Below are 26,699 nucleotides of genomic sequence, written 5' to 3' on the forward strand. Positions count from 1 at the left end.
TAACGGACCATTTACCATTCGGCGCAAATGCGCTTGCGTTTCACGTGAAACATCATTTGCCAATACAGAAGGCGCTGAAGATCTCACCGAGCACATCCTCGACATTGGCCACACCCGTAATGCCAGCGAGTGCTGCGGCCGCCTTTCGCATGTCTTCCGCCATGAACTCAAGCCCCAGTGCCCGCGCCTGCTCCACATGGTGAAGATGATCGAGTGCCGACTGCAGTGCGATCCTGTGGCGCTCGCGCACAACTACCGCATCTTGCCCGAGATGGTTTCGCTCACGAATCAAAGTTTCGAGCGCGCGCCGGAATTCCTCCAGCCCTTCTCCCGACTTGACCGAGAGTGGCCATACCGCGTGGCGGTCCAGACAATGCACGAGATCGACCTTGGTGCAGACCCGAAATTCGGGAGTCCGCGACGGCCTGACTTCGCCTGTCCCACCGGCTGTCTCCAGCCATACCAGAATATCGGCATCGTCGACCGCCGCACGTGTCCTTCGCATGCCCTCGCGCTCAATCGCGTCGGCGCTGTCCTCGCGCAATCCCGCCGTATCGGCAATCATCACGGGCAGTCCGCCCAGCACGACCGGTGCTTCCACCACATCCCGCGTGGTTCCCGCCTGTGGCGACACGATCGCAGCGTCACGTCCGGCCAGCCAATTGAGCAGCGAAGACTTCCCAACGTTTGGTGCGCCAGCCAGTACCACGCGAAGCCCGCGCCTGACCTGCGCCGCGCCGTCGGCCTGATCCATGGCTCGCCGGAAAGACCCGGCCAAATCACGCGCAACCACTGCCGCCTCATCTGCGGCGCGCAGCGCAACGTCATCCTCATCGGAAAAATCAATCGCGGCTTCCACCAGCGCCACAGCCCGCAGCAGTCCTTTGCGCCACCCCTCATAGATGGAACTCGCCTCCCCCAGGAACTGCCGCATTGCAAGCCGGCGTTGTGCCTCCGTTTCGGACTGAAGGACATCTGACAACCCCTCGACCTGCAAAAGGTCAAGACGGCGGTTCCGGAAGGCACGATGCGTGAAGGCGCCCGGCTCGGCCGGTCCAAATCCTGGAATATCTCCCAGGGAGGTCAGGACGGCGCGGACCACGGAGGGCGCGCCATGAACGTGAAACTCTGCCATGTCTTCGCCCGTTGCAGTTCCAGGACCTGGCAGCCACAGGACAAGGGCCTCATCAAGCGTGGCGCCCTCACCATCCCGCAATCGGCGCAACGCGGCCTGACGAGGAGGCGGGGAGGTTGTCCCAAAATGCGTGAAGACTGAGCCGGCCTCCGGCCCACTGATCCGGATCACCGCCACACCGGCCCTACCAGGACCGGAGGACAAGGCAAAAATGGTGGCGTCACGGATCATTTCGGATTCGAATCGATACTACCGCGACCCAGGTCTCGACCCGAAAGGCCCTTCTCAGGCGTTCATGGAATCGAAGAAGTCGCTGTTGCCCTTGGTCTGGCGGAGCTTGTCGAGCAGGAACTCGATGGCATCGACAGTACCCATGGGATTGAGAATGCGGCGGAGCACATACGTCTTCTTGAGCGTGTCGGCCTTGACCAGCAGCTCTTCCTTGCGCGTTCCGGAGCGCAGGATGTCAATCGACGGGAAGACGCGCTTGTCGGCAACCTTGCGGTCAAGGATGATTTCCGAGTTACCCGTGCCCTTGAATTCTTCGAAGATCACCTCGTCCATGCGGCTGCCAGTGTCGATGAGCGCCGTGGCGATGATGGTCAGCGATCCACCCTGTTCGATGTTGCGGGCCGCACCGAAGAAGCGCTTGGGGCGCTGCAAGGCATTGGCGTCCACACCACCCGTCAGCACCTTGCCGGAAGAGGGAACAACCGTGTTGTATGCACGACCAAGGCGCGTGATCGAATCGAGCAGGATGACCACGTCACGGCCGTGCTCAACGAGACGCTTCGCCTTTTCGATCACCATTTCGGCCACCTGGACGTGGCGCGTTGCGGGCTCGTCGAAGGTCGAAGAAATCACTTCGCCCTTCACCGAACGCTGCATGTCGGTCACTTCCTCGGGGCGCTCGTCGATCAGCAGGACGATCAGGTAGCACTCGGGATGATTGGTGGTGATGGAATGGGCAATGTTCTGCAGCAGCACCGTCTTGCCGGTGCGCGGAGGAGCCACGATCAGGCCGCGCTGGCCCTTCCCGAGCGGCGCCACGATATCGATCACCCGCGGCGAGAAATCCTTCCGCGTCGGATCGGCAATTTCCATTTCCAGACGCTCATCCGGATAGAGCGGCGTCAGGTTGTCGAAATGCACCTTGTGGCGCACCTTCTCCGGGTCTTCGAAATTGATGGTGTTGACCTTGACGAGGGCGAAGTAGCGTTCCCCGTCTTTGGGGCTCCGAATCTGGCCCTCGACGGTGTCACCCGTCTTGACGCCAAACTTCCGGATCTGGCTGGGGCTCACGTAAATGTCGTCCGGTCCCGGAAGATAATTCGCCTCCGCCGACCGCAGGAATCCGAAACCGTCCTGAAGAACTTCGACGACGCCTTCGCCGATGATCTCCACGCTGCGCGCCGCAAGGTTCTTGAGGATGGCGAACATGAGTTCCTGCTTCCGCAGCGAACTGGCATTCTCAACCTCAAGCTCCTCCGCCAGACTGACCAGTTCGGCAGCCGACTTGCGCTTCAGTTCGGAGAGCTTGATCTCCTTCAATTCACTCAGAATGGTCATCGGAAAATCACTTGAAAACGGGCCAGCTCAGCGAGCATGTCTCACGGCGTATGGCCAAAAGGGGAGGGATCTGCCGGATGGCAGAACCGCCCTATAGCAGGTGTGGCGACCCCTGAAAAGGGGCCACCTCCGTCAACTGAACGGACGCACCACCACGGCAATCACGATCACCACCAGGAGCAACGTCGGAACCTCGTTAATGATCCGGAAGTAACGCGACGTCCACACCCGCGCGCTCCGACGGAATTCAGAGGCATGACGCTCAAGCAGGCCGTGAAACCCGAACATCATCACAACTGCCACAATCTTCAGGATGAGCCATGGCTCCGACAATGACAGCGAGAGTACATGCAGCAATCCGAGACCGCTCAGAGCCACCACGACCGCCGCAGGCCGCATGATCGCCTTTAACAGGCGGCGTTCCATGATGAGGAAGGTCTGGTCGGCCTCTCCGCCCAAAGGCTTGTCCGCGTGATAGACGAACAGACGCGGCAGATAGAATAAACCCGCCATCCAGGATATGACCGCGAGGAGATGGACAACCTTCAGCCACTCATACATCACCGGCCCGCCCCGTGATCACGGATCACTGACAGCAACTGTGTGACGTGGTCCGGTGGCGTATGCTGCAGAATTCCATGACCGAGATTGAAGATGTGACGGTTCATCGGAACCTCCTCACAAATTGCCTGGGCCTCCTCGACGAGCGCCGCGCCCCCCGACTGCAACGTCTCCGGAGCGAGGTTGCCTTGAACGGCAACGCCAGCCGGCAGGGACGCCAATACGGATGCCAGCGGCGTCCCCTGCTCCACACTCACTGCATTGGCAGCAACTGCGCGCGCGAGGGCGCCATGACCCTCGCTGATGCCCCGACCAAACACGATCACGGGAATCGCCGGACAGCGCTTCCGGACAAGTGCAATCAGGTCACGGATCGGGGCATGCACCCACCGCTCACGAAGACCTGTGGGCAAATCGCCGGCCCAGCTGTCAAAGATCTGCAAGACTTCCGCGCCGGCCTGAACCTGACCCACCAGATAATCTGCGGACACCGCGACAAGCCGTTGCATCAAAGCTTCGAACCACGGCGCAGCTTCCACCGCTGCCGCCCGCGCCAGAGCCCGGTCCGAACCACGGCCCTCGATCATATAACTCGCCACGGTCCACGGCGCACCGCAGAAACCGATCAGTGCCACATCAGCCGGCAAAGCCGACTTCAGCCGGTTCAATGTCTCGTAGACCCGCTCAAACTGCCAGGCCCCAGCCGCATCCGCCAGGGCCTTCACCCCGGCCATGTCACGTACCACCGACAACACCGGACCTTCGTTCTCGACAAACCGCAGATCCGTTCCGAGCGCATGTGGCACCAACAGGATATCCGCGAACACGATGGCAGCATCCAGGTCGTACCGGCGCAAGGGCTGCAGCGTGACTTCAGCCGCCAGATCGGGACGGTAGCACAGGTCAAGAAAGGAGCCAGCCTCCTGACGCACCGCACGGTATTCCGGCAGATACCGCCCGGCCTGGCGCATGAGCCAGACGGGACGCCGTTCCGGAGTGCGTCCATTCAAAACATCGAGAAGCGCTTTCGCCACAACCAAGTCCTTAACAAAGAGTAAATATATCTATGATGAGTCTGTTGGCCTGTGGGAATCCCGGATAACGGGGACAAACACAAGCCCAAGCGACAAATTGGCTCAAATTTTAAGAACTTTGCCATTTCCCGCTTTTCAACATGGGGCATCCCTCCTTTCAACAGGGCGATCCCGTCAACCCTCAGGGACCTCCATTTTTCGGCACCCCACCCGTCCATTTCCACGCGCTCTCCATCACAACTATCCCCAGCCCTGTGGAAAACGCGGTTCCATTCCAGAACCCCGTCGCACCGTGCTAGGCCCATGGCATGATCATCCTTGCCTCGCAGAGCACAGCCCGGAGAACTCTGCTCAGCCGCGCCGGCGTGACCTACTCCATCGTTGCGCCCCCTGTCGACGAAGAGCAATTCAAGGATCGCTATATCGGGCAACCACAAGACCTCGCCTCGGCACTTGCCGACGCGAAAGCCATGGCAACGTCAAGAATGAAACCTGCGGACCTCATCATCGCCGCGGATCAGACACTGACGTGTGCGGGAGAGCATTTCAACAAGCCCGGAGATTTGCAGACGGCCCGTCAACAACTTCTGGCGCTCCGTGGAAAAACCCATCGTCTCACCTCGGCAGTGAGTTGTGCCAGGGGCGGCGCCATCACATGGCGGACCATGGATCATGCCGACATCACATTCCGTACGTTTACTGACGAATTTCTGCATGCCTACCTGCAGGACTGCGGACCTGATATCCTGTCATCGGTTGGAGCCTACCACTATGAAGGCCATGGCATCCGACTCATGGAGGCGGTGAACGGGAGCGACCACACGATATTGGGACTGCCGCTCTTGCCCCTGCTCACCTATTTGCGAAGTGAGGGATTGATTCCCCAATGATCAAGTCCTGTGTCATCGGTTATCCCATCAAACACTCGCGCTCGCCCATGATTCATGGATATTGGCTTCGACAGCTTGGCATTGAAGGTGAGTATGACCGGCGTGAAGTACGTCCGGAAGAGCTTGCTGCGTTCCTCAGGAGTTTGCCGGCGCAAGGGCTCAGCGGATGCAACGTGACGCTCCCCCACAAGGAGCCCGCCTGCAACCATGTCGATCATCTCGATGACCGGGGCAAACGCACAGGGTCCATCAACACCGTGTATGTTCGCAACAGCGAGACCTGGGCCACGTCAACGGACGGCGAAGGCTTCGTGGAAAATATCCGCTGGCGGCTTCCCGGTTTTTCCTTCGCACAGAAGACGGTCCTCATTCTGGGGGCGGGCGGCACATCGCGGGCCCTTGTGGATGAACTGCTTCGCTGCGGTGTCCGGCACGTCCTACTCCTTAACAGGACACCGGAAAAAGCGGAGAAGATCGCTGCCGTGTTCGGTGGCGACGTGACACCTCTCTCCCTTGATGAACTCGACAGGGCACTACCCGAAGCAGACCTCCTGGTGAACGCGACATCCGCAGGCATCGCGGACCGCGCCAAGATCGTAGTGCCATTCCAGCGCCTCCGTTCGGGTGCGGTGGTGACCGACATCAACTACGTGCCGCTGATCACGCCCTTCCTACAAGACGCACAGGCCGCAGGTCATGACATTGTGCCGGGGCTTGGCATGCTGCTGCATCAGGCAGTGCGCGGTTTCACTCTCTGGTTCGGCCAGCGCCCGGAAGTGACGGAAGACCTTTACACTCTGATCGCCCGCGACATTGATCCGGGATACCGGCCATGATCGTGATCGGACTTACGGGTGGAATTGCCATGGGCAAGTCCGAGGTCGCGCGTATTCTGCAGGCCAAAGGTGTTCCGGTCTTTGACGCCGACAAGGAAGTTCATCGCCTCTATGACAGCCTTGAGGGCGGCGGCCTTGTGAATCCTGTTGCTCCCACCGCTGTCATTGATGGAAAAGTCGACAGGACACAGTTGTCCCGGTTAGTGCTGGCAGACCCAGGACTGCTGAAGAAGCTGGAAGCCATCGTCCACGCTGAAATTCGCAAGCGGCGCCAACATTTTCTCGACACGCAGAGGAAGGAAGGCCATAGCCTCGTGGCGTTGGACATTCCCCTTCTTTTTGAGTCAGGTGGGGAGAAGGATGTGGATGTGACGGTAGTTGTCTCGGCTCAGCCTGCGATCCAGCACGAACGCGCCATGGCCCGCCCCGGAATGACGGAAGAGAAACTGGCCATGATCCTGAAAAGGCAAATGCCGGACGTCGAAAAGCGCGCCCGCGCCGGCCATGTCATCGAAACCAATGGAACCCTGGACCAATTGCACGGCCGTGTGCATGAGGTTCTCCGCCAGATCCGCAAGGAACACGCCCTGTGAGCCGTGAAATCATTCTCGACACTGAAACGACCGGGATTTCACCCGCTGACGGTCATCGCATTGTCGAGATCGGCGCAATCGAATTGCTGAACCAGGTGCCGACAGGGCGGACGTTCCACGTCTATCTCAATCCCGAGCGGGACATGCCGCGCGAAGCCGAAGCGGTCCACGGCCTGAGTTCCGCCTTCCTGCGCGACAAGCCCCTGTTCAAGGCAATCGCCGGGGATTTCCTCGAGTTCGTTTCGGATGCGACTCTTGTCATCCACAACGCCACGTTCGACATGGCCTTCATCAATGCCGAACTCTCCTACCTGGAGAAAGCACCGATCGACATGGGGCAGGTCGTTGACACGCTCGCGATCGCGCGCCGCAAGCACCCCATGGCGTCCAACAGCCTCGATGCCCTGTGCAAGCGCTATGGCGTCGATAACAGCAAGCGGACGAAGCACGGCGCGTTGCTGGACGCGGAACTCCTTGCAGATGTGTACGTCGAATTGCTTGGCGGCCGCCAGACTGCGCTGAACCTGATGTCATCGGACACAAAGACGGTCGGGCAAATCCGGGTTGCGAGCCAGGTAACGCATATGGTGCAGGCACGCGCCGTGCCCCTGCCGCCCCGCCTGACCGACGAGGAGCGCGAGGCCCATCAGACGCTTGTGGAATCATTGGGACCAGCTGCGCTCTGGTCGAACTGAGTACTCTCCGCTCAGGCCTGTGCGGCCGGCTGTTGCTTCATGCGCTGCTGGTACATGCTGGCGAAATCAATGGGGTCCAGCATGAGCGGCGGGAAGCCGCCATTGCGGGTGGCGTCGGCGATGATCTGGCGCGCGAACGGAAACAGCATGCGCGGACACTCGATCAGCACCGCCGCCTGCAGCAGCTTCTGCGGAAAGTTCTCCAGCCGGAAGATGCCCGCATAAAGGAGTTCGGCCGCGAAGACCACACGCCCGCCACCGGTGGCCTTTGCGTTGAGATGCAGCTCCACCTCATAATCGTTGGGGCCGAGGTTGCGGGCATTGACGTTGACCGAGATATTGATGTCCGGCTGCGATTGCTGGGGCGCCAGCGAGGCTGGTGCGTTGGGGTTTTCGAAGCTGAAGTCCTTGAGATACTGCCCGAGGATCTTGAAATTCGGCTGGCTTCCGGGAGCAGGCTCCGGCGTTGACAGTGGCGCGCTTTCCACGGGGGCCGGTGCCGCCTTCCTGGCCGACGAACCATTGCCGCTCGCCTTGGGAGCCGCTTTCGCTGCGGGCTTTGCTGTTTTGGTTGTCTTGGCCATACTGGAATCTCCTCGCCGCTCCCCGGACAATTGCCAGGAATCATGCTTGCCAGCTAACATGAAGGTCCTGCGCCTGCAATGATCTGCCGCAAGCTGTGCTTTGCCCTTTGAATGCGCCCGGCAAGTTTCTATATGATGGTCTTCCGATCGATCCCCTTTTCCAGACAAATTTTTGGCTCGCCCCACCGTGATGTCCTCGCTATTTGACCCCATCAACCTCATCCTGCTTGCCGTCGCACTGATCGTGCTGTGGCGCCTGAAGTCCGTGCTCGGCACGCGCTCGGGCAATGAACGGCCCTCCGCGGAGGTAACCGTGCTGAGGCCGCGCAAGGCGGATGTCCCTGCTCCCGCAGCAGACGAGCCGGCGCTGGGCGTTCAGGACAGGGAGCCGGCAAAGCCAGTCTGGCACGGCGTTGCCGAGGAAGGCTCGGACACGGCGAAGGCGCTGCAAGCCGTGGCTGACAAGTCACCGGGCTTTACGGTTGCGGATTTCGTCGAAGGCGCAAAGCGGGCCTACGAGTTGATCCTGACCGCCTATGCAAATGGTGACAAGTCCGCCCTCAAGACATTGCTGGCAGGCGAGGTCTTGCAGACATTCAGCAGCGCCATCGACCGCCGCATCGCCGAAGATGCCCGCTTCATCTTCCAGTTTGTTGGCGTCAACCGCGCCCATGTCGTGCGCGCCGCACTCGATGGGCGTAACGCTTCGATCACCATCCGTTTCCGCAGCGAAATGATTCAGGCCGTCGTTGCGAAGGACGGCCAGGTTCAGGAAGGCGATGACAAAGCCGTGCGCGAGGTGGAAGACATCTGGACCTTCGAGCGCGACGTGACAAACCGCGACCCCAACTGGAAGCTGGTTGCCACCGATGATGACATCGGTTGAAGAAACGGGGCCTGTTTCAAAAAGAGTTCGGCTCGACCCCGTCGGCATGTCCGGCATCCCGTTGGTGGGCGACAAGGAACTGACGCTCGCGCTTGCCGCCTTCCAGCGGCAGGCCCATGAGATTCTGGATGGGGGTGCTGGCTTTGCCCGCCTCGTTTCCTTCGGGGGCTCCCGGGCGGATTGGCTTTCTGCGTGCCGGGCGGCCCTGTCGGCGCACGATGCACTCACCTTCTTTGCAACGAACTTCAAGGCCTTCCGCGTTCACGATCTGGAAAGCGCCGCAGGATTGTTCACAGGCTATTACGAGCCTGAAGTGGAGGGAAGCCTCACGCGGACTGCGGTATTCCCCGTGCCGCTGCACCGGAAACCTGACGACCTCGTGGCCTTCACGGAAGAGGAACAGCATCAGACAGGTCTGCGGTATGGCCGGCGCGATGGGGGAAGGGCTTCGCCCTACATCGAACGCCGCGATATCGAGATGGGTGCGCTGGATGGACGGGGTCTGGAAATCTGCTGGGTGAAGACGTGGGTGGAAGCCTTCTTTCTCCACATCCAGGGATCGGGCCGTGTGCGGCTTCCGGGGGGTGAAGTTCTGCGATTGTCATATGCGGCGAAATCCGGCCTGCCCTACACCGGGATCGGCGGCGTGCTGGCAGCGCGAGGCATCATCCCGCGCGAACAGATGTCCATGCAGTCGCTGAAGGCATGGATGACTCTGCATCCCACCGAAGCGCGCGACTTGATGTGGCAGAACAAATCCTTCGTCTTCTTCCGCGAGATCTCCGTGGCCGACGAGACGCTTGGAGCGGTTGGGGCGGCCCGCGTCCATCTCACACCTGGCCGCTCGTTGGCGGTGGACCGGTCCAACTGGATGTTCGGAACACCGGTCTGGCTGGAGACGTCATATCCACCCGAGGCCCAGAAAGCGGAACCCGATATCAGGCGCCTGATGATTGCGCAGGATACGGGCTCCGCCATCCGCGGATTTGCCCGTGGTGATCTCTACTGGGGATGGGGCGAGGATGCGGCCGTGATCGCGGGCCACATGAAGAGCCCGGGGCGCATGACCGTCCTGCTGCCGCACGCCGTCGCGAAGACCGTTGGCCTCCCATGAGCAAGCGCCCCGCCCACGATCCGCATGATCATGCCCTGTGGGACGAGGTCAAACGTACCATCACGCCGCTCAAAGTGCCGCGGCCCGGCCCTGCACAGCACACGCCTGCGCGAAGCGTCGCGGCCACGCAAGGCCCTCCCGAGCGCCGGGAGACGTTTCATCATGCGCCGTCATTGGCCGCGGCACCTCCACCACTTGCGGCTTTTGACCGCCGCACGGCCCAGCGCCTGTCGCGGGGGCAACTGGAGCCTGATGCCCGTCTTGATCTTCATGGTCACGGCGTCGAAGTGGCGCGCATGCAACTCTATCACTTCGTGGAAAACCAGCGGCGCCAGGGCGCGCGGCTTGTGCTTGTCATCACGGGGAAGGGCGCGTCTCCCTTTGCGCGTCACACCTTGCATGGCACAGGCTTCTTTCATTCGCCCGAGAGAGAGGGGCGACTTCGCCGCGAGGTTCCGCACTGGCTGCATGAACACGTGTTTCGCGAACACGTCACCGGCTTTCAACCCGCGCATCCGCGCCATGGCGGCGGCGGCGCGTTTTACCTTCGTCTCCGTCGCGTGCACGAACATGGATAGAGTGCCATGACCCCCTTCGGCGCCCGTCTGCGGGAATTGCGGGAAGCCAAGGGCGTCTCGCTCGCCGACATGGCAGCGGAGCTCGGTATTTCCAGTGCCTATCTGTCGGCGCTGGAGCATGGCAAGCGTGGCCGTCCCTCCTGGTATCTGATTCAGCGTATCATCGCCTATTTCAATGTCATCTGGGATGATGCCGAACAGCTTCTGGGTCTGGCCCGAATTTCACATCCGCGGGTGACGATTGATACGTCCGGACTTGATCCCCGCGCTACCGAACTGGCCAACCGGTTGGCGCTCAGCATCGAGCACCTCAGCCAGAAACAGCTCGATGGTATGATCGCCATCCTCGAAGGCGCTTTCCTTCAAGCTCCAAAATAATCTTGCGGAGTGGTGGGCTTTGGAACAGCATGAGCCCATGTGATCCCGTTTTCCGGGACCGGGGAAAGTGCGAGACGGTGCAGGACCTGCATGGCTGAGAAAGCCGACAGCGAATTGGTAAGACGGCAGAACCGCCGGGTCGTGCTCGGTGCATTGCGCCAGCATGGGGCGTCGGCCCGTGTTGAACTGGGGCGACTCACCGGCCTTTCGCCCGCCTCCATCACCACCATTTGCGCCCAGCTCATCCAGGAGGGCGTGATCCGGGAGGAGAGCCTGCCACTGGTGTTGCCGCCGTCCGGGCGCCGTGGCCGGCCCATCGTGCGGCTCTCCCTCAACCCGGATGCGGCGCTGGTCATGGCCGTCAAGATATCGATTGATGATGTCATGATCGTGCTGACAGATTTCCAGGGTGAAACGATTGCCCGGAATGAAGTGCGCCTGCCGACATATGATGCAGGCCGGGATGCCTTCGGTTTGGCGCTGGCAGATGCCATCGCGGATTTCATCGCGTGGCAGAAGGTCAACCCCCGGCGCCTCGCCCGCATCGCCATCGCCATCCAGGGTCTGGCAGACAGCCGGCGGGGAACGATCGTGTGGTCGCCCGCTTTCAAGGCGGGTGACATCCCCGTGGCGGAGCCGGTCGAGACCCGCTTCGGCGTACCGTGCTTTGTCGCCAACGATGCCAACATGATTGCCGAAGGGCTCGTGGCCTCTGACCGGGAACGTTACGGCGGTGTCACTGCTGCGATCTTCACGGGCTACGGCGTCGGCATGGGCGTTATCATCGGCGGCGAGGTCTTTCACGGGGCCTCAGGCGCGGCTGCGGAATTCGGCCACATGAATCACATCCCCGATGGCGCGCTGTGCCGTTGCGGAAAGCGCGGCTGCATCGAGGCCTACGTGGCCGACTACGGCATCCTCCGGCACTACCTGGGGGAGACGGAACGGGAAGCACCACGCTCGGCCGTGCCTGAATCGACCATGATCGGCCTGCACCAAAAGGCGAAAGCCGGCGATACCCGCGCACGCGCGGCCTTCGAACTGGCGGGGACTGCCTTGGGCTATGGCATCGGCAGGGTGATTTCCATTCTCAATCCCGACCGCATCGTGCTGGCAGGGCCCGGATTGCAGACATCGGAACTGATGGAGCGCGCCATGCGCGAGGCGCTGGAGAAAAGTGTCGTCGAGGTCTTGCGGCGTGATGTGGCGATTGAGCAGGTGCGTTTCAGTGATGACATGATCGTGCGCGGCACCATTGATGCCCTGCTTCGTATCATCGACAGGGATGTGTTCGCCGTGGCAGCGCCGCCCGCGCCCCTTCCGGCCCATGGTGCGGCCACGTGATGCCGGCACCTTTCAACGTGCGCGGGGGAGCGGGCCGTGGAGCGGAATGACGGTTTCCTGTCCGCGAGTTGCCGCTACTTTCTGCTTGTCGCGGAAGCGGGCTCGGTCCGCGCCGCCGCCCGCCAGGCCAATACCGCACCATCCGCCATCAGCCGGCAAGTCGGTCTCCTCGAAACAAGTCTTGGCATTACCCTGTTTGAGCGCATCGGACGAAGCCTCTGTCTTTCCCCTGCGGGTGAGGAATTGCGCCGCGCATTGGCGGCCTCCACGCTCTTGCATGAAGAAGTACTGGATCACCTCAATGCATTGCGCGGTCTGAAGAGCGGGCACGTCCGCATCGCGACAGTGGAAAGCATTTCAAACGCGCTCTTGCCCAGACTGCTTGAGGATTTCACCAGCTCCTATCCCGGCATCCAGATACAGGTGAGCGTCGCGGGCTCGGATGCGGTGACGGAACTTGTGCGCGAAAACATTGCCGACGTGGGCCTGACATTCAACCCGACCTCCTTTGCCCGGCTGGGCGTGGCCCATGTGCAGGATCTGCCGGTGGGTGCCGTTGTCTCGCCCGGGCACGCGCTGGCACGGCAGTCCACAGTCTCCTTGCGGGATTGTCTGCAACATCCGCTGGCCTGGCCTGCACGGGGACTGAGCCTGCGGACACTCCTGGACACTATCGTCCGACGCCAGAAGCTGAACATCAAGCCTGCGGTGGAATGCAACTCTCTCCGGGTCATGGCCGGTCTCGCGCGGAGGGGCGTCTGCATAGCCTTCCAGACAACGATAGGCATTGAGCAGGACCTCGATGACGGCACACTCCGGTTCATCCCGCTGGGCGACCGCCCCTTGCCTCCGGACCGGATGATGCTCGTCCACCGTCCGGGCCTGACCAGCGAGAGCGCCGCCGCGGCCTTCCTGAACCACGCCACGGGCCTGTTGCCAAGACTGGTGCCTGTGCCAAGAAAGAGAACACGCCGTGCCGAATAATGAGGCTGTCTCGAACAAGGGGGTCATGCTAGCCTTGCTGCAAGAGAAGCCCGGCGCAAGACCGTGGCGAACACAGCCGGGGAAGGAGTGAGCGGTGACAACGGGCCGTTTGACAACGCATGTACTGGACACCCATCTGGGCCGCCCCGCAGCGGGCCTCATCATCGAACTGTGGAATGTTTCCGGCGAACCGGTAAAGCTCAAGACCACCGTGACCAATGCCGACGGCCGGGCGGGAGAGCCGCTGCTGCAGGGCGACGCACTCAAGATGGGACTTTACGAATTGCGCTTCCGGGCTGGCGAATATCTCCAGGGCATTGGCGAGACGCTGTCGACGCCGCCGTTCTTCGATGTGATTCCGATCAAGTTTGGCATTTCCAATGTGACCCAGCATTATCACGTGCCGCTTCTGCTTTCGGCCCATGGTTATGCGACTTACCGGGGCAGTTGAGTAACCCATGACCCATACTGAGATCAGGTTCCTCCGCCGGGGCGTCATCGTCGAATACGCGATGGGCGATCCGGCGCGCACGGTTCTTGACTACCTCCGGCTGGAGCAACGCCACAAGGGTACGAAGGAAGGATGCAACGAAGGCGATTGCGGTGCTTGCACCGTCGCCATCGGCCGGTTGCGCCAGGGCCGCGTCAGCTATGAACCGGCGAATGCCTGCATCATGCTCATGGGCCACCTGCATGGCTGCGAACTGGTGACGATCGATGACCTGTCTCCCGGCGGAATTCTTCATCCCGTTCAGCAGGCCATGGTGCAACACCATGGTTCGCAATGCGGCTTCTGCACGCCTGGTTTCGTGATGTCGCTCTTTGCCCTCTATCACGCACCAGAACGGCCCGACCGGAACGCGGTGGTCAACCAGATTGCAGGCAACCTCTGCCGCTGCACGGGCTACCGGCCCATCATCGACGCCGCACTGGACGCGTGTGGAAACAAGACACCGGATATCTGGACGGAGTCGGCCACAGAGATCGCCGCCGAACTGGCCAGGATCCATGATGGCGAGGATGTCTTTTGCGGCAACAGCGATTCTTTTGCCGCTGCTCCGGCCAAGGACAGCACGTTGCTCGACCTTGCGGCGCGCCATCCGGATGCGACGATTGTTGCTGGTGCCACGGACGTGGGCCTCTGGATCACCAAGCAGATGCGGGTGCTGCCAAAGCTGATCTTCACCTCCCGGGTAGAAGCCTTGCACGCCATCACCGATCGGGTGGCGACACTCTCGCTGGGTGCTGCAGTGACCTACGCTCAAGCCGAGGAGAAACTTTCCGCCCTGGCACCGGACGTCGGTGAAGTGTTGCGGCGGCTGGGGTCGAAGCAGGTTCGCAGTTCAGGGACCATCGGCGGCAACATCGCGAACGGGTCTCCCATCGGCGACATGCCGCCGATGTTGATCGCACTGGGCACGCGAATCACGCTGCGCAAGGGCGCAGAACAGCGTGACCTGTTGCTGGAAGACTATTTCATTGAGTATGGCAAACAGGATCGCCGCCCAGGCGAGTTGCTGTGGCGGATCGATATTCCAAAACTCAAGAGCAACGAACGCTTCTTTGCCCATAAACTCTCCAAACGGTTTGACCAGGATATTTCCGCTGTCATGGCCGCGTTCAAGTTCGTGATCTCGGGGCGCAGCATCAGTTCCGCCGTCATTGCGTTTGGCGGCATGGCGGGAACGCCCCGGCGTGCGCGTCACACGGAAGCAGCCGTTGCGGGCCTCAAGCTGGACGCTCCTGAAAGCTGGGCGGGAGTAGTGGAAACCTTGCGGAAGGACTTCACCCCACTCTCCGACATGCGCGCGTCCGCAAGCTATCGCCTCGACGCTGCCGAAGCCCTTTTGCTCAAGGCACTGCATGAACTCGTCGGCGAACGTCCTGCGTCGCTGCGTGTGCTCGCGCCCGCCGGAAAAGAGCCGTGGACATGAAGACAGACGCCAAGCGCGCAGTGAAACCGAAGGTGGCTGCGAGAACCGAAGCCGTCGTGGGAAAACCGTTGGCCCACGATAGCGCCGAACAGCATGTGACCGGACGTGCCACATACGTCGACGACATGCCGGAGCCGGAAGGCCTGCTCCACGTGGCGCCGGGCTTTGCGCGCGAAGCGGCCTGCGGAAAGATAACGGCGCTCGATGTTGCTGATGTGGCCGCATTTCCGGGTGTAGTCAGGGTCCTTACGGCCCGCGATATTCCCGGGCGCAACGACTGGAGTGCATCGATCGGCGGCGATCCCATTCTCGCTGACGGAGAAATCGAATTCCACGGACAGGTGATCTTTGCGGTCGTTGCGGAAACCCGCGATGCGGCGCGCCGCGCTGCCCGGCTCGCCCGCATTACGGTGCAGGCCGTAAAGCCCGTCGTGACCGCCGATGAAGCGATCCGGGCCGGGACAACCGATGTCCTGCCGGAATACACCTTCACCCGGAAAGATGCAGGCGCGGCCATCGCCGCATCGAGCCACAGTCTTCTCGATTCATTCCTCATCGGCGGACAGGAGCACTTCTATCTGGAAGGCCAAGTTTCCATGGCACTGCCTGACGAGAAGAACGGGATGATTGTCCACTGTTCGACTCAGCACCCTTCGGAGGTGCAGCAGTGCGTTGCTCACATGCTGCATGTGCCGAATGGCGCGGTGACCTGCGATTGCCGCCGCATGGGCGGCGGCTTCGGTGGCAAGGAAAGCCAGGCCGCCCAGTGGGCCTGCCTCGCGGCACTTGCGGCCCATGTAACGGGGAGGCCCGCAAAATGCCGCCTCGATCGAGACGATGACATGGTCATGACGGGCAAGCGCCATGACTTCCGCGTCAGTTCGGAAGCGGGTTTCGATGATGACGGCCGCCTCACTGCCGTGAATGTCGAGTTCGACGCCCGTTGCGGCTGTTCGGCTGACCTCAGCCAAGGCGTCAATGACCGGACGATGTTTCACGCCGACAACAGCTATTACTATCCGGCGCTCCGCATCCATTCACGCCGGCTCCGCACCAACACGGTCTCCAACACCGCCTTCCGCGGCTTTGGCGGACCTCAGGGCATGGTTTTTGCCGAACGCCTGATGGAGTCGATCGCCATCCGCACCGGGCGCGATGCCCTCGATGTGCGAAGGCGGAATTTCTACGGCAAGAACCGCGATGTGACGCCTTACGGCCAGCAGGTGACGGACAACATTCTTCCCGAACTGGTGGGGGAGCTGGAGCGCACCTCGGACTATCGCAATCGCCGCCAGCAGATCACCGACTACAATGCGTCAAGCCGTGTATTGAAAAAAGGCCTGTCGCTGACACCCGTGAAATTCGGGATCTCGTTCACCCTCTCGCACCTCAACCAGGCCGGCGCGCTGGTGCTGGCCTACACTGATGGTTCCGTTCAGTTGAACCACGGCGGCACGGAGATGGGGCAGGGCCTCTACACCAAGGTGGCGCAGGTGGTGGCCGAGGTGTTCGGCATTGGGCTCGACAAGGTGCGCATTTGCGCCACCAGCACCGGGAAGGTGCCCAACACATCGCCGACGGCAGCTTCCTCGGGAAGCGACCTCAACGGCATGGCCGCGAAGCGCGCTGCAGAAGAAATCCGCGACAATATCGCCAACCTGCTGGCGCGTGACTGGCGCGTTCCCAAGGCCAAGATCATCTTCGCAGGTGGCGAAGTGTTCTCGGCCGCAAAGCGCATGACATTCGCGGAGGCCTGCGCCCGGACCCATCAGGCCCGCTTGCCGTTGTCGGCAACGGGTTACTACGCAACACCAAAGCTGACGTGGGACCGCAGCAAGGGCAAGGGCAGGCCCTTCCTCTACTTCGCCTACGGAGCGGCCTGCAGCGAAGTCACGATCGACATCATGACGGGTGAGATGCGGGTCGACCGTGTAGACATTCTGCATGACGTGGGAAAGTCACTGAACCCCGCAATCGACCTGGGCCAGGTGGCAGGCGCTTTCGTTCAGGGTATGGGTTGGCTCACGACAGAAGAGTTGGTCTTCGACAACGCCGGGCGACTGCGCACCCACGCACCATCCACCTACAAGATTCCCTGCGCGTCTGACGTGCCGGAGCAGTTCAACGTGGCGCTCTTCGAATCGAAGGGAAACAAGGAAGACACCATCTACCGGTCGAAGGCCGTCGGCGAACCTCCGCTGATGCTGGGCATCTCCGTGTGGACGGCGATCTTCAATGCCATCGCCTCCACGGGGAATGGGGCCATACCAGCACTCGATACGCCGGCAACACCGGAAGCGATCCTCCATGCCCTCAAGAGTGTGCGGACATGAATCTCATCGCACGCGCACGAGACCTTCTCCAGGACGGCCGGCAGGTTGCAATCGTCCGCCTTGAGAGGGTCAGGGGTTCGGCGCCGCGCGAGGAGGGCACTTTGATGCTGGTGACGGCCGAAGGCATCTTTGGCACCATCGGCGGCGGAACGATGGAGTGGAAAGCCATCGCTGAAGCCCAAAGATTGCTCCTGTCCGGCGACAAGCGAAGCTCCGCGCGCTATCTGCTGGGCCCCGATCTAGGACAGTGCTGTGGCGGGCAGGTTGAGGTCGTCACGACAATTGCTGATGTGACGGCACTGAACGCATTCGCGGCGGAGGAGCAGGACGAAACCCGCACGCTTTTTCTCTTCGGCGCAGGCCATGTGGGCCGCGCCCTTGTTCTGATCCTGGCACAGTCACCGTTTCATGTCGTCTGGTGCGATGCAAGGCCGGGCGCTTTCCCCGCAGCGGTGCCCGCCAACGTTTCATTGCGCTCCGATGTCGACGTGCCTGGCGTATTGACTGGCGCACCAGCAGGATCAATGGCGTTGGTGATGACCCACTCGCATGCGCTTGATCTTGCCATTGTCGATGCATGCCTGCGCAACACGGCCATCGCGGCCACGGGACTGATCGGCAGCGCAACGAAGCGGACTCGCTTTGAAAAGCGCCTTGCGGAAGCGGGTGTACTGCCGGAGCGGATTGCCGCCCTCATTTGTCCGATCGGGCTCGGAGGTATCCGTTCCAAGCGTCCGGACGCCATTGCCATATCCACAGCGGCACAACTGGTCGCACTGGACGAAAGCCTCAAACTCGGGAAAGCATCTCCGCAGAACGTTTCGCAGTCCGGCAGCGCCGCATCATGACATCAACCCACGGCACACCCCTTCTCGAGGCCCGCAACATCGTCAAGACGTTCGGCAGCCTCCGTGCCAACGATGATGTCAACCTCACCATCATGCCAGGCGAAATCCACGCCTTCCTCGGCGAGAATGGCGCGGGAAAGTCGACGCTTGTGAAGATGATCTACGGTGCCCTGCAGCCCACCTCCGGCCAGTTCTTCTGGAAGGGAAGGCAAGTGACACCGGCAAGCCCCTCGGTCGCCCGTCATCTTGGCATAGGCATGGTGTTCCAGCATTTCTCCCTGTTTGATTCCCTGACGGTTGCGGAAAATATCGCCCTCGCCATGCCCGGGCCCTATGATCTGCCAGCCCTGTCGGAGCGCATTGCGAAAGTCTCGGCCTCTTATGGACTGCCGATTTCACCCACGGCATTGGTGGGCGACCTTTCCGTGGGTGAACGCCAGCGGATCGAAATCATCCGTTGCCTGTTGCAGGAGCCGCAGCTTCTGATCATGGATGAGCCGACTTCGGTTCTGACACCACAAGAGGCGGACCAGTTGTTCGTGGTGTTGAAGCGCCTTGCCTCTGAAGGCTGCTCGGTCCTCTACATCAGCCATCGCCTCGAAGAGGTGAAGGCCTTGTGTGACACGGCCACCATCCTGCGCCACGGCAAGGTTGTCGCCGAAGTCGATCCGCGGCGCGAGACGGCCGCGAGTCTCGCCCGCCTGATGGTGGGAGGTGACATCCATGCCATCAAGGCCCGCACCCACGGAGCGGAGGCGGGCAAGCCCCGGCTCGAACTCCGTCATCTCTCGCTCCCCGCTGATGGGGCCTTCGCCGTTCCTTTGATTGACATCAACCTCACGGTGAATGCCGGCGAGATCGTCGCCATCGCTGGCGTCGCGGGAAATGGCCAGGGCGAATTCTTCGATGCCGTATCCGGGGAACGGACGGTAGCGTCTGACATGCTTTGTCTGGATGGCTTGGGATTGGGAGGACGGTCTATCACCTTCCGGCGCAAGTCCGGCGCGGCTTTTGTACCAGAGGAACGCTTGGGTCACGGGGCGGTACCCTCCATGACGCTGTCGCAGAACATGTACCTGTCGCGCCACGCCGTTGATCCGGCATTGGTGTCGTCAGGTGTACTCAATCCTGAAGGCGCGCGCGCTGCCGCTGAACGGATCATAAAGGGTTTTGATGTCCGCAAGGGAAAGCCAGACCCCGAGGCACGGGCGCTGTCAGGCGGAAACCTGCAAAAATATGTCGTAGGGCGCGAACTGGAATTGCAGCCCAAGCTGCTGGTCATCAATCAGCCCACCTGGGGCGTTGATGCGGGTGCTGCCGCATCCATCCGGCAGGCCCTGATCGACCTTGCGCAAAACGGATCCGCAGTGCTGGTCATCAGCCAGGATCTCGACGAGATATTCGAGATCGCGGACCGCATTGCGGTGATCTCGCGCGGGCAGTTGTCCGAACCCCGCGCGGCCTCGGAGATGACGCGCGAGGAGATCGGTTTGCTGATGGCGGGCGCTCACGAGCGTGCCCAAGGCGGTTCACCGGGGGAGACAAGTCATGCGGCTTGAGAGGCGTGCGGAACGATCTTCCACCATGGCGTTGGCGTCGCCCTTCATCGCCATTGCACTGACCATCGTGACGGCGAGCCTGATTTTTGCCTTGCGCGGCAACAACCCGCTGCAGGCGCTCTATGTCTATTTCGTTGAACCGCTGACGGCTGTTTGGTCGGTTGAACAGTTGCTGGTCAAGGCGTCGCCCCTGATTCTGATCGGCGCCGGGCTTGCTGTCGCCTACCGTGCCAACGTCTGGAACATCGGTGCCGAGGGGCAACTCACGGCGGGAGCGATCTTTGCCGGTGCCGTTCCGGTATTTCTGCCCCAATGGCAATCGCCGCTTACGCTTGCGGTGATGATGGTGGCGGGGATTGCGGGTGGCATGGCCTGGGCCGCCATCCCGGCCTTCCTGCGCAACCGCTTCAGCGCCAACGAAATCCTTACGTCTCTGATGCTCGTCTATGTGGCCCAGTTGCTGCTGGACTATCTGGTGCGCGGGCCTTGGCGCGATCCGCAAGGCTTCAATTTCCCGAAGTCGGTGACTTTTGCCGACTGGCAGCTTCTGCCCTATGTCACGAGCGGTATCCATGCAGGCGTGTTGGTGACTTTCGTGGTCGCGCTGGTGCTGGGCTACATCGTGTCACGTACCGTCAAGGGTTACGAAATCACCGTCACCGGTCTGTCACCACGGGCTGCGCGCTTTTCCGGTTTCTCGCAAAGCCGCACGGTCCTTTTCTGCATGATGCTGTCGGGCGGGCTTGCGGGGCTGGCGGGAGCCTTCGAGATTTCCTCCGTTGTCGGACAATTGCAGCCGCAGATCTCGCCGGGATACGGCTTTGCGGCGATCATCGTGGCCTTCCTCGGCCGTCTCAATCCGGTCGGTGCGATTATCGCGGGGCTGCTTCTTGCGCTCTCTTATATCGGCGGCGAGGCCGTGCAGACGGCGCTCCAGATTCCCGACAAAATCACCCGCGTCATCCAGGGCATCTTGCTGTTCTATATCCTCGCCTGTGACACACTCATCAACTACCGCATCGTGTCCGCGGTGCCAGCCCTCGCGCGAGCCTGACGGACATGGACATTGTTCTCACACTTCTCACGATCATCATGACGGCGGCAACGCCGCTGCTGCTGGCGGCATTGGGAGAAATGGTGACGGAACGCGCGGGTGTCCTCAACCTCGGCGTTGAAGGCATGATGGTGATGGGCGCGGTCGCGGGGTTTGGTGGTGCTTACGTGACCGGCAATCCATGGGTGGGCATTGTTACGTCGATTTTCGCGGGCATGCTGATGTCGCTGCTCTTTGGCTTCCTCACCCTGACGCTGCTGGCAAACCAGGTGGCGACAGGACTTGCACTCACCTTGCTGGGCCTCGGGCTTTCCGCATTGATCGGAGAGTCCTTCGTGGGCCAGCCCGGCATCAAGTTGCCGACCTTTTCGGGCATTGATCCACTCGTGCCGTTTTCGCTTGTGATGGTGGCAGCCGTCAGCTGGTTCATGTTCCGTACCAAGATGGGTCTGGTGATCCGCGCCGTGGGCAACAGCCACACCTCCGCCCACGCGCTTGGATATAATGTGATCGGGGTCCGCTATCTGAGTGTGCTGTTCGGAGGGGCCATGAGCGGCATCGCCGGCGGCTACCTGTCACTGGTCTATACGCCACAGTGGGTGGAAAACATGACCTCGGGCCGGGGCTGGATTGCCCTGGCATTGGTCGTGTTCGCATCCTGGTTGCCTTTCCGCATCCTGGCCGGCGCCTACCTGTTCGGCACCATCTCCATCCTGTCCTTTGTCTTGCAGGCGCAAGGCTTGGGAATCCCCTCGCAATTCCTCTCGAGTCTGCCCTATCTTGGCACCATCCTCGCACTGGTGGTCATCTCCGGGAACAAGGCCCTGACGCGCCGCAACACGCCAGCCTCACTCGGACAACCCTTCGTGCCGGACCGTTAATGTGAACATCTCAACAGGGAGAACAACATGAAGAAACTACTGATGGCGGCGGCCGCTGCCGCGTTGATGCTGGGAGCCGCCTCGGCTTCCGCATCGGCAGAGGCGCTGAAGGCGTGCTGGGTCTATGTCGGCCCCATTGGCGACTTCGGATATTCCTTCCAGCATCATCAGGGCCTCTTGGCCGTGCAGAAGGAATTCGGCGACAAGGTGGAAACCGCCTACGCCGAAAACGTTTCGCAAGCCGATTCCGAAAAGACCTTCGAACGCTTCGCCCGCGAAGGCTGCAAGATCATCTTCGGAACCTCCTTCGGATTCATGGAGCCGATGCTCAAGGTCGCCAAGAAGTTCCCCGACGTGAAGTTTGAGCACGCCACGGGGTACAAAACCGCCGACAACATGGGCACCTACAACGCCAAGTTCCACGAAGGCCGTTACGTGATTGGCCAGATCGCCGCCAAGATGTCGAAGACCGGCACGGCGGGCTACATCGTGTCCTTCCCCATTCCGGAAGTGGTCTCCGGCATCAATGCCTTCATGCTGGGCGCACAGAGCGTGAACCCCAACTTCAAGGTCAAGATTGTCTGGGCCAACACGTGGTTCGACCCGGCCAAGGAAGCTGACGCAGCAAAGGTGCTGCTGAGCCAGGGGGCCGACATCACCGTTCAGCACACGGACTCGGCTGCACCGCTGCAGGTGGCCCAGGAACAGGGCAAGTTCGGTTTCGGCCAGGCCTCCGACCAGTATCAGTTCGCTCCCAAGGCGCAGCTGACGGCGATCGTCGACAACTGGGCACCGCACTACATCAACAGCGTCAAGGCTGTGATGGATGGCACCTGGAAGCCACAGCAGACCTGGGAAGGCATGGAAAACGGCACCGTCAGCATGGCGCCCTACACCAACATGCCGGATGACGTCGCCAAGATGGCCACGGAGACCGCCGCCGCCATTGCCTCGGGCAAGCTCAATCCCTTCACCGGCCCCATCACCAAGCAGGACGGAACCGTGGTCGGCGAAGCTGGCAAACCGCTGCCCGACGGCGACATCCTCGGCATGAACTGGTACGTCAAGGGCATCGACGACCAGTTGCCGCAGTAAGCCTTTCCCGAAACCACATGCCGGGTGGCATTCCGCCACCCGGCATTTTCATGGATGTGCACTGTGATCGATCCGTTTGCCGCCGACTGGTTGAACCTGCTTCTGCGCTGGGGCCATCTGATTGCGGGCATCGCCTGGATTGGCACATCCTTCTATTTCATCGCCCTCGATTTCTCTTTGCAGAAGCGCGAAGGCCTGCCCGCCGGCGTCGGCGGCGAGGCCTGGGAAGTTCACGGTGGCGGCTTCTACCATGTGCAGAAATATCTGTCGGCACCGCCAGCCCTCCCGGATCACCTCACCTGGTTCAAGTGGGAGGCCTATCTCACCTGGGTGACTGGCTTTCTGCTCCTCATCGTCCAGTACTACCTCAATGCGGAAAGTTACCTGATCGACCCGTCTGTCATTCCGCTCACGTCCTGGCAGGCCATCGCCATTTCTGCGGCCTCCATCGCTGGCGGGTGGATTGTCTATGATCAGCTCTGCCGTCATCTGGCCCTCCGCCATCCCACGCTCCTCGTGATCTGCGTCATTGTGCTGGTGGGCCTTGCCGCCTACGGCTTCACCCATGTCTATTCGGGACGCGGTGCCTTTATCCACGTGGGCGCCTTCATCGGCACGACCATGGCGGCAAACGTTTTCATGGTCATCATTCCCAATCAGCGCAAGATCGTGGCGAGCCTCCTGAAGGGTGAGCGGCCGGACCCGGCCTATGGCGCCATGGGCAAGCAGCGCAGCCTGCACAACACATATCTGACGCTCCCCGTGCTGCTGATGATGGTCTCGAACCACTACGCCTTCCTCACGGGCCATCCGCAGAGCTGGATTCTCATTCTTATGATTGTCGTGGGCGGAGCGGCCTTGCGGCACTATCTCGTCCGCACGGAAGTGGGCGACGAGCAGCGCGAATTGGCCTGGCTGCTGCCCGTGATCGCCGCTGTGCTGGGCGGCGCCATTTTCATGACGGCCCCGGCAAAGCAGGTGATGTTTGCTGGCGATGTCCCGGACGCCGATGCCCTTGCAATCGTGCAGTCACGTTGTGCTGCATGTCACGCACAGCATCCCGCCGACAAGACGTTTGCCGAGCCGCCCAAGGGCGTCATCCTCGATACGCTGGAGGAACTTCGCCGTCATAAGGAACAGGTCGTGGTCCAGGCCGTGAACAACGTGGCCATGCCGTTGGGCAACAAGACGGGGATGACCCCTGACGAACGGGCCCGCCTCGGTGCCTGGCTGGCAAAGCAATGATCCCGCTCGCCGAGGTCAATGCCATGCCGGTCGCCACCTTCGTGGAGCGATTTGGCGATATAGCCGAACATTCGCCCTGGGTGGCGGAAGGAGCGGCGGCATCACGGCCCTACCACGCCGTGGCAGACATGATTGCCGCGTTCGAAGCCACGCTCCGCACCGCGCCAGCGGATGCGCAACTGGCACTGATCCGCGCTCATCCGGACCTCGCCACAAAAGCAAAGCTGACGGCAGATTCGAATCGCGAACAGCGCAATGCCGGACTGGCGGATCTCACTCCATCCGAGTTTGTGCGGTTCACAGATCTGAATGCGAGATACAAGAGCCGTTTTGGCTTCCCCTTCATCTTTGCGGTCAAGGGCGCGACCAAGCACCAGATAATCGACAGCTTTGAAGCACGCGTGGACAACAGCGAAGACGCCGAATTCTCGCACGCTTTGCAGCACGTCATGCGCATATTCCGCTTTCGCATTGAAGACAGGGTTGCGCCATGAAGCGAGTCTTGCGCGGACAGATCGTATCCTTTGGACGGAGCGACGAAACAGTCGTTCACCTTCCCCGGGGCGCGCTTGCGGTCGATGGCACCGGACGCATCGCTTGGATCGGGGAAGCCTCCCAACTTCCCGCCGCGTGGCAAGGTGTTGCGGCCGATGATTACGGTGAGAACCTGCTGTTGCCGGGTTTCATCGACGCCCATCTTCATTTCCCGCAATACAGGATGCTGGCAGCACCCGGGAAAGACCTGCTGGATTGGCTGCGGCGTTTCACCTTTCCGGAGGAAGCCCGCTATGCTGATCGCGACTATGCGGCAGCGGCTGCGCGTCTCTTTCTCGATCGTCTGTTTTGCAATGGAACAACATCGGCACTCGCCTTCTGTTCGGTTCACAAGGCATGCGCAGATGCACTTTTTGCGGCAGCATCTGACATGGGCATGGCGCTCATCACCGGCAAGACCATGATGGACCGCAATGCAATCCCGGAGGTGCAAGACACGCCCGAGCAAGGCGCGCGCGAGACGGAAGAACTTTATCAGACCTGGCACGGCAAGGGCCGCCTGCGTTACGCCGTGACGCCGCGCTTTGCGATCACCTCAAGCGACAGGCAGTTACAGGCGAGTGGCGAACTCCTCGCCCATCTGCCCGGCACCCTGATGCAAACCCATATTTCCGAAAGTCCCGGAGAAATCGCCTTCGTCAAGGCGTTGTTTCCCGACGCCCGCGACTACACCGATGTGTATGACCGCTTTGGCTTGCTTGGACCGCGCAGCATCTTCGCCCACGGCATCCACCTGAGCGAGCGCGAGGCAAAGCGGTTCTCCGAGACAGGCTCATCCGTCATCCACTGCCCCACGTCGAATACGTTTCTCGGCTCGGGTTTGATGCGCATGCCGTTTCTCGCAGAACAGGCGAGGCCGGTTGCCATGGGCCTCGCAACAGATGTGGGCGGCGGAACGAGCTACTCCATGCTGCAGACCATGGGCGAGGCCTACAAGGTTCAGATGCTGGGTGGATACAAGCCATCCGCAAGCGCGCTCTTCGGCATGTCCACGATTGGCAATGCATGCAGGCTCCACATCGACGCCGAGACGGGTTCCCTGGACGTTGGAAAATATGCCGACGTGGTGGTTCTTCATCCAACTGCGACCCCAGTGTTGAAGGCACGGCACGCGTTGTCGCAATCCCTTGAGGACGTACTCTTTGCCCTGATGATTCTGGGTGACGACCGTGCTGTCGCGGCAACCTACGTGGCGGGCCAGCAACGCCATCGCGCCAATGGGGCAAGATGAACTCCCATGCCAAAATTCTCCGCCAACATTTCCACGATGTTTACCGAGATCCCGTTCCTTGATCGGTTTGCTGCTGCGAAAGCGGAAGGTTTCCGCGCCGTCGAATTCCAGTTTCCTTATCCTTTTGCGTTGCCGGATGTCGCTGCCCGCGTGGAGGATCTCGGCCTTGAGGTCGTCCTGTTCAATCTTCCCCCTGGGAATTTCGAGGCGGGCGAACGCGGCATTGCCTGCCATCCCGGTCGCCAGCGGGAATTCGAGGCGGGAACTGGCGACGCACTGCGCTATGCCCAACGCCTGCGTTGCCGCAAGCTGAATTGCCTGGCCGGACTGCTGCCGGATGGGGTGTCGCGTGATGCGGGCCGTGCTGCTTTGCTGCAGAACCTGTCGGTTGCTGCCGAAAGTTTGGCGGAAAACGGCATCCAGTTGCTGGTGGAACCGATCAACACCTTCGACATGCCCCGGTTCTTTCTCAGCCGCAGTTCCGAAGCGTTGAGCGTGATGGATACTTTGCGTCCGCTGGACGTGAAGCTGCAGTACGATGTCTACCACATGCAGCGCATGGAAGGTGAGTTGCTCAACTCCATCACGCGGCTGCTTCCCCGCATCGGTCACATCCAGATTGCCGACACACCGGGCCGGCATGAACCCGGCACGGGCGAAATCAACTTTGCCAACCTCTTCCGCCATCTCGATGCCACAGGCTACGATGGCTGGGTGGGCTGCGAATATTTTCCATCCGCCGGCACCTCAGAAGGCTTGCGGTGGATGCAAGAGTGGACCTGA

The 26,699-nt window shown here is 61.3% G+C and carries 27 protein-coding genes; 22 read left to right on the forward strand and 5 right to left on the reverse strand.

The genetic code is table 11. The features are described from left to right. Positions 1 to 52 precede the first annotated feature (52 nt). The 4 genes from mnmE to IPM06_06205 all read right to left on the reverse strand — a co-directional run bounded on the left by mnmE (position 53) and on the right by IPM06_06205 (position 4,305). Entirely contained in the window at positions 53 to 1,366 is a 1,314-nt protein-coding gene (mnmE, locus tag IPM06_06190) for a tRNA uridine-5-carboxymethylaminomethyl(34) synthesis GTPase MnmE (GenBank protein ID MBK8770003.1), read from the reverse strand. Positions 1,367 to 1,420: 54 nt separating this feature from the next. After that, complete coding sequence (rho, locus tag IPM06_06195; protein MBK8770004.1) at positions 1,421 to 2,704, reverse strand: transcription termination factor Rho; 1,284 nt, start codon at positions 2,702 to 2,704, stop codon at positions 1,421 to 1,423. A 132-nt stretch (positions 2,705 to 2,836) separates the two neighbouring features. After that, positions 2,837 to 3,268 (reverse strand): protoporphyrinogen oxidase HemJ, encoded by a 432-nt coding sequence (gene hemJ / locus IPM06_06200; GenBank protein ID MBK8770005.1) that lies wholly within the window; start codon positions 3,266 to 3,268, stop codon positions 2,837 to 2,839. Continuing rightward, on the reverse strand, positions 3,265 to 4,305 hold the full coding sequence (locus tag IPM06_06205; GenBank protein MBK8770006.1) for a uroporphyrinogen decarboxylase: 1,041 nt from the start codon (positions 4,303 to 4,305) through the stop codon (positions 3,265 to 3,267). Before IPM06_06205 ends, hemJ begins: the two co-directional genes overlap by 4 nt. A gap of 302 nt (positions 4,306 to 4,607) precedes the next feature. Here IPM06_06205 and IPM06_06210 point away from each other — a divergent pair, with 302 nt between their 5' ends. The 4 genes from IPM06_06210 to dnaQ are packed head-to-tail and all read left to right on the forward strand — an operon-like array spanning position 4,608 to position 7,313. Further along, a complete protein-coding gene (locus IPM06_06210) occupies positions 4,608 to 5,189 on the forward strand; it encodes a Maf family protein (protein ID MBK8770007.1) in 582 nt (193 codons plus the stop codon). Further along, positions 5,186 to 6,025, forward strand: coding sequence for a shikimate dehydrogenase (locus IPM06_06215; GenBank protein ID MBK8770008.1), 840 nt, complete (start codon positions 5,186 to 5,188; stop codon positions 6,023 to 6,025). Before IPM06_06210 ends, IPM06_06215 begins: the two co-directional genes overlap by 4 nt. After that, on the forward strand, positions 6,022 to 6,618 hold the full coding sequence (locus tag IPM06_06220; protein MBK8770009.1) for a dephospho-CoA kinase: 597 nt from the start codon (positions 6,022 to 6,024) through the stop codon (positions 6,616 to 6,618). Before IPM06_06215 ends, IPM06_06220 begins: the two co-directional genes overlap by 4 nt. Then, on the forward strand, positions 6,615 to 7,313 hold the full coding sequence (dnaQ, locus tag IPM06_06225; GenBank protein ID MBK8770010.1) for a DNA polymerase III subunit epsilon: 699 nt from the start codon (positions 6,615 to 6,617) through the stop codon (positions 7,311 to 7,313). The genes IPM06_06220 and dnaQ overlap by 4 nt, the downstream gene beginning before the upstream one ends. Positions 7,314 to 7,324: 11 nt before the next feature. Here dnaQ and secB read toward each other — a convergent pair whose 3' ends face one another. Then, entirely contained in the window at positions 7,325 to 7,897 is a 573-nt protein-coding gene (secB, locus tag IPM06_06230) for a protein-export chaperone SecB (GenBank protein ID MBK8770011.1), read from the reverse strand. A 190-nt stretch (positions 7,898 to 8,087) separates the two neighbouring features. On the opposite strand from secB, the gene IPM06_06235 reads away from it, so the two are divergent. From IPM06_06235 to hyi, 18 genes are all read left to right on the forward strand, one after another. Continuing rightward, entirely contained in the window at positions 8,088 to 8,783 is a 696-nt protein-coding gene (locus IPM06_06235; protein MBK8770012.1) for a Tim44 domain-containing protein, read from the forward strand. Continuing rightward, a complete protein-coding gene (locus tag IPM06_06240; protein MBK8770013.1) occupies positions 8,767 to 9,897 on the forward strand; it encodes an MltA domain-containing protein in 1,131 nt (376 codons plus the stop codon). The genes IPM06_06235 and IPM06_06240 overlap by 17 nt, the downstream gene beginning before the upstream one ends. Next, a complete protein-coding gene (locus IPM06_06245; GenBank protein MBK8770014.1) occupies positions 9,894 to 10,475 on the forward strand; it encodes a Smr/MutS family protein in 582 nt (193 codons plus the stop codon). Before IPM06_06240 ends, IPM06_06245 begins: the two co-directional genes overlap by 4 nt. 6 nt (positions 10,476 to 10,481) lie before the next feature. Next, entirely contained in the window at positions 10,482 to 10,853 is a 372-nt protein-coding gene (locus IPM06_06250; GenBank protein MBK8770015.1) for a helix-turn-helix transcriptional regulator, read from the forward strand. Between the two features lie 90 nt (positions 10,854 to 10,943). Further along, positions 10,944 to 12,197 (forward strand): ROK family protein, encoded by a 1,254-nt coding sequence (locus IPM06_06255; GenBank protein MBK8770016.1) that lies wholly within the window; start codon positions 10,944 to 10,946, stop codon positions 12,195 to 12,197. A 36-nt stretch (positions 12,198 to 12,233) separates the two neighbouring features. Next, positions 12,234 to 13,181: a LysR family transcriptional regulator gene (locus IPM06_06260; GenBank protein ID MBK8770017.1), complete on the forward strand. Its 948-nt coding sequence runs from the start codon at positions 12,234 to 12,236 to the stop codon at positions 13,179 to 13,181. A 109-nt stretch (positions 13,182 to 13,290) separates the two neighbouring features. Next, positions 13,291 to 13,632, forward strand: coding sequence for a hydroxyisourate hydrolase (gene uraH / locus IPM06_06265; GenBank protein MBK8770018.1), 342 nt, complete (start codon positions 13,291 to 13,293; stop codon positions 13,630 to 13,632). 7 nt (positions 13,633 to 13,639) lie between these two features. Beyond that, on the forward strand, positions 13,640 to 15,115 hold the full coding sequence (gene xdhA / locus IPM06_06270; GenBank protein ID MBK8770019.1) for a xanthine dehydrogenase small subunit: 1,476 nt from the start codon (positions 13,640 to 13,642) through the stop codon (positions 15,113 to 15,115). Continuing rightward, on the forward strand, positions 15,112 to 17,448 hold the full coding sequence (gene xdhB / locus IPM06_06275) for a xanthine dehydrogenase molybdopterin binding subunit (GenBank protein ID MBK8770020.1): 2,337 nt from the start codon (positions 15,112 to 15,114) through the stop codon (positions 17,446 to 17,448). Before xdhA ends, xdhB begins: the two co-directional genes overlap by 4 nt. Next, the gene (gene xdhC / locus IPM06_06280; protein MBK8770021.1) at positions 17,445 to 18,296 is read left to right on the forward strand and encodes a xanthine dehydrogenase accessory protein XdhC; all 852 of its coding nucleotides are present in this window, start codon (positions 17,445 to 17,447) and stop codon (positions 18,294 to 18,296) included. Before xdhB ends, xdhC begins: the two co-directional genes overlap by 4 nt. Continuing rightward, positions 18,293 to 19,855 carry an ABC transporter ATP-binding protein gene (locus IPM06_06285; protein MBK8770022.1) on the forward strand — a complete coding sequence of 521 codons (1,563 nt, stop codon included), beginning with the start codon at positions 18,293 to 18,295 and terminating at the stop codon, positions 19,853 to 19,855. Before xdhC ends, IPM06_06285 begins: the two co-directional genes overlap by 4 nt. After that, positions 19,845 to 20,909 carry an ABC transporter permease gene (locus tag IPM06_06290; GenBank protein MBK8770023.1) on the forward strand — a complete coding sequence of 355 codons (1,065 nt, stop codon included), beginning with the start codon at positions 19,845 to 19,847 and terminating at the stop codon, positions 20,907 to 20,909. Before IPM06_06285 ends, IPM06_06290 begins: the two co-directional genes overlap by 11 nt. Before the next feature lie 5 nt (positions 20,910 to 20,914). Next, the gene (locus IPM06_06295) at positions 20,915 to 21,790 is read left to right on the forward strand and encodes an ABC transporter permease (protein ID MBK8770024.1); all 876 of its coding nucleotides are present in this window, start codon (positions 20,915 to 20,917) and stop codon (positions 21,788 to 21,790) included. Between the two features lie 27 nt (positions 21,791 to 21,817). Next, positions 21,818 to 22,885: a BMP family ABC transporter substrate-binding protein gene (locus IPM06_06300; GenBank protein ID MBK8770025.1), complete on the forward strand. Its 1,068-nt coding sequence runs from the start codon at positions 21,818 to 21,820 to the stop codon at positions 22,883 to 22,885. Between the two features lie 54 nt (positions 22,886 to 22,939). Next, on the forward strand, positions 22,940 to 24,130 hold the full coding sequence (locus tag IPM06_06305; protein ID MBK8770026.1) for a urate hydroxylase PuuD: 1,191 nt from the start codon (positions 22,940 to 22,942) through the stop codon (positions 24,128 to 24,130). Next, positions 24,127 to 24,624, forward strand: coding sequence for a 2-oxo-4-hydroxy-4-carboxy-5-ureidoimidazoline decarboxylase (uraD, locus tag IPM06_06310; GenBank protein ID MBK8770027.1), 498 nt, complete (start codon positions 24,127 to 24,129; stop codon positions 24,622 to 24,624). Before IPM06_06305 ends, uraD begins: the two co-directional genes overlap by 4 nt. Beyond that, positions 24,621 to 25,916, forward strand: coding sequence for a guanine deaminase (guaD, locus tag IPM06_06315; GenBank protein MBK8770028.1), 1,296 nt, complete (start codon positions 24,621 to 24,623; stop codon positions 25,914 to 25,916). Before uraD ends, guaD begins: the two co-directional genes overlap by 4 nt. A gap of 6 nt (positions 25,917 to 25,922) precedes the next feature. Continuing rightward, on the forward strand, positions 25,923 to 26,699 hold the full coding sequence (gene hyi, locus IPM06_06320) for a hydroxypyruvate isomerase (GenBank protein ID MBK8770029.1): 777 nt from the start codon (positions 25,923 to 25,925) through the stop codon (positions 26,697 to 26,699).

The organism is Hyphomicrobiales bacterium (genome assembly GCA_016710435.1).
In the GTDB taxonomy this organism is placed as follows: domain Bacteria; phylum Pseudomonadota; class Alphaproteobacteria; order Rhizobiales; family Aestuariivirgaceae; genus Aestuariivirga.

Excerpts from the sequence above, each read along its gene's own strand:
- mnmE (MBK8770003.1), bottom strand. The coding sequence starts at position 1,366 with ATGATCCGTGACGCCACCATTTTTGCCTTGTCCTCCGGTCCTGGTAGG.
- rho (MBK8770004.1), bottom strand. The coding sequence starts at position 2,704 with ATGACCATTCTGAGTGAATTGAAGGAGATCAAGCTCTCCGAACTGAAG.
- IPM06_06210 (MBK8770007.1), top strand. The coding sequence starts at position 4,608 with ATGATCATCCTTGCCTCGCAGAGCACAGCCCGGAGAACTCTGCTCAGC.
- IPM06_06215 (MBK8770008.1), top strand. The coding sequence starts at position 5,186 with ATGATCAAGTCCTGTGTCATCGGTTATCCCATCAAACACTCGCGCTCG.
- IPM06_06220 (MBK8770009.1), top strand. The coding sequence starts at position 6,022 with ATGATCGTGATCGGACTTACGGGTGGAATTGCCATGGGCAAGTCCGAG.
- secB (MBK8770011.1), bottom strand. The coding sequence starts at position 7,897 with ATGGCCAAGACAACCAAAACAGCAAAGCCCGCAGCGAAAGCGGCTCCC.
- IPM06_06235 (MBK8770012.1), top strand. The coding sequence starts at position 8,088 with ATGTCCTCGCTATTTGACCCCATCAACCTCATCCTGCTTGCCGTCGCA.
- IPM06_06240 (MBK8770013.1), top strand. The coding sequence starts at position 8,767 with ATGATGACATCGGTTGAAGAAACGGGGCCTGTTTCAAAAAGAGTTCGG.
- IPM06_06245 (MBK8770014.1), top strand. The coding sequence starts at position 9,894 with ATGAGCAAGCGCCCCGCCCACGATCCGCATGATCATGCCCTGTGGGAC.
- IPM06_06250 (MBK8770015.1), top strand. The coding sequence starts at position 10,482 with ATGACCCCCTTCGGCGCCCGTCTGCGGGAATTGCGGGAAGCCAAGGGC.
- IPM06_06255 (MBK8770016.1), top strand. The coding sequence starts at position 10,944 with ATGGCTGAGAAAGCCGACAGCGAATTGGTAAGACGGCAGAACCGCCGG.
- xdhA (MBK8770019.1), top strand. The coding sequence starts at position 13,640 with ATGACCCATACTGAGATCAGGTTCCTCCGCCGGGGCGTCATCGTCGAA.
- xdhB (MBK8770020.1), top strand. The coding sequence starts at position 15,112 with ATGAAGACAGACGCCAAGCGCGCAGTGAAACCGAAGGTGGCTGCGAGA.
- xdhC (MBK8770021.1), top strand. The coding sequence starts at position 17,445 with ATGAATCTCATCGCACGCGCACGAGACCTTCTCCAGGACGGCCGGCAG.
- IPM06_06285 (MBK8770022.1), top strand. The coding sequence starts at position 18,293 with ATGACATCAACCCACGGCACACCCCTTCTCGAGGCCCGCAACATCGTC.
- IPM06_06290 (MBK8770023.1), top strand. The coding sequence starts at position 19,845 with ATGCGGCTTGAGAGGCGTGCGGAACGATCTTCCACCATGGCGTTGGCG.
- IPM06_06295 (MBK8770024.1), top strand. The coding sequence starts at position 20,915 with ATGGACATTGTTCTCACACTTCTCACGATCATCATGACGGCGGCAACG.
- IPM06_06300 (MBK8770025.1), top strand. The coding sequence starts at position 21,818 with ATGAAGAAACTACTGATGGCGGCGGCCGCTGCCGCGTTGATGCTGGGA.
- IPM06_06305 (MBK8770026.1), top strand. The coding sequence starts at position 22,940 with ATGTGCACTGTGATCGATCCGTTTGCCGCCGACTGGTTGAACCTGCTT.
- uraD (MBK8770027.1), top strand. The coding sequence starts at position 24,127 with ATGATCCCGCTCGCCGAGGTCAATGCCATGCCGGTCGCCACCTTCGTG.
- guaD (MBK8770028.1), top strand. The coding sequence starts at position 24,621 with ATGAAGCGAGTCTTGCGCGGACAGATCGTATCCTTTGGACGGAGCGAC.
- hyi (MBK8770029.1), top strand. The coding sequence starts at position 25,923 with ATGCCAAAATTCTCCGCCAACATTTCCACGATGTTTACCGAGATCCCG.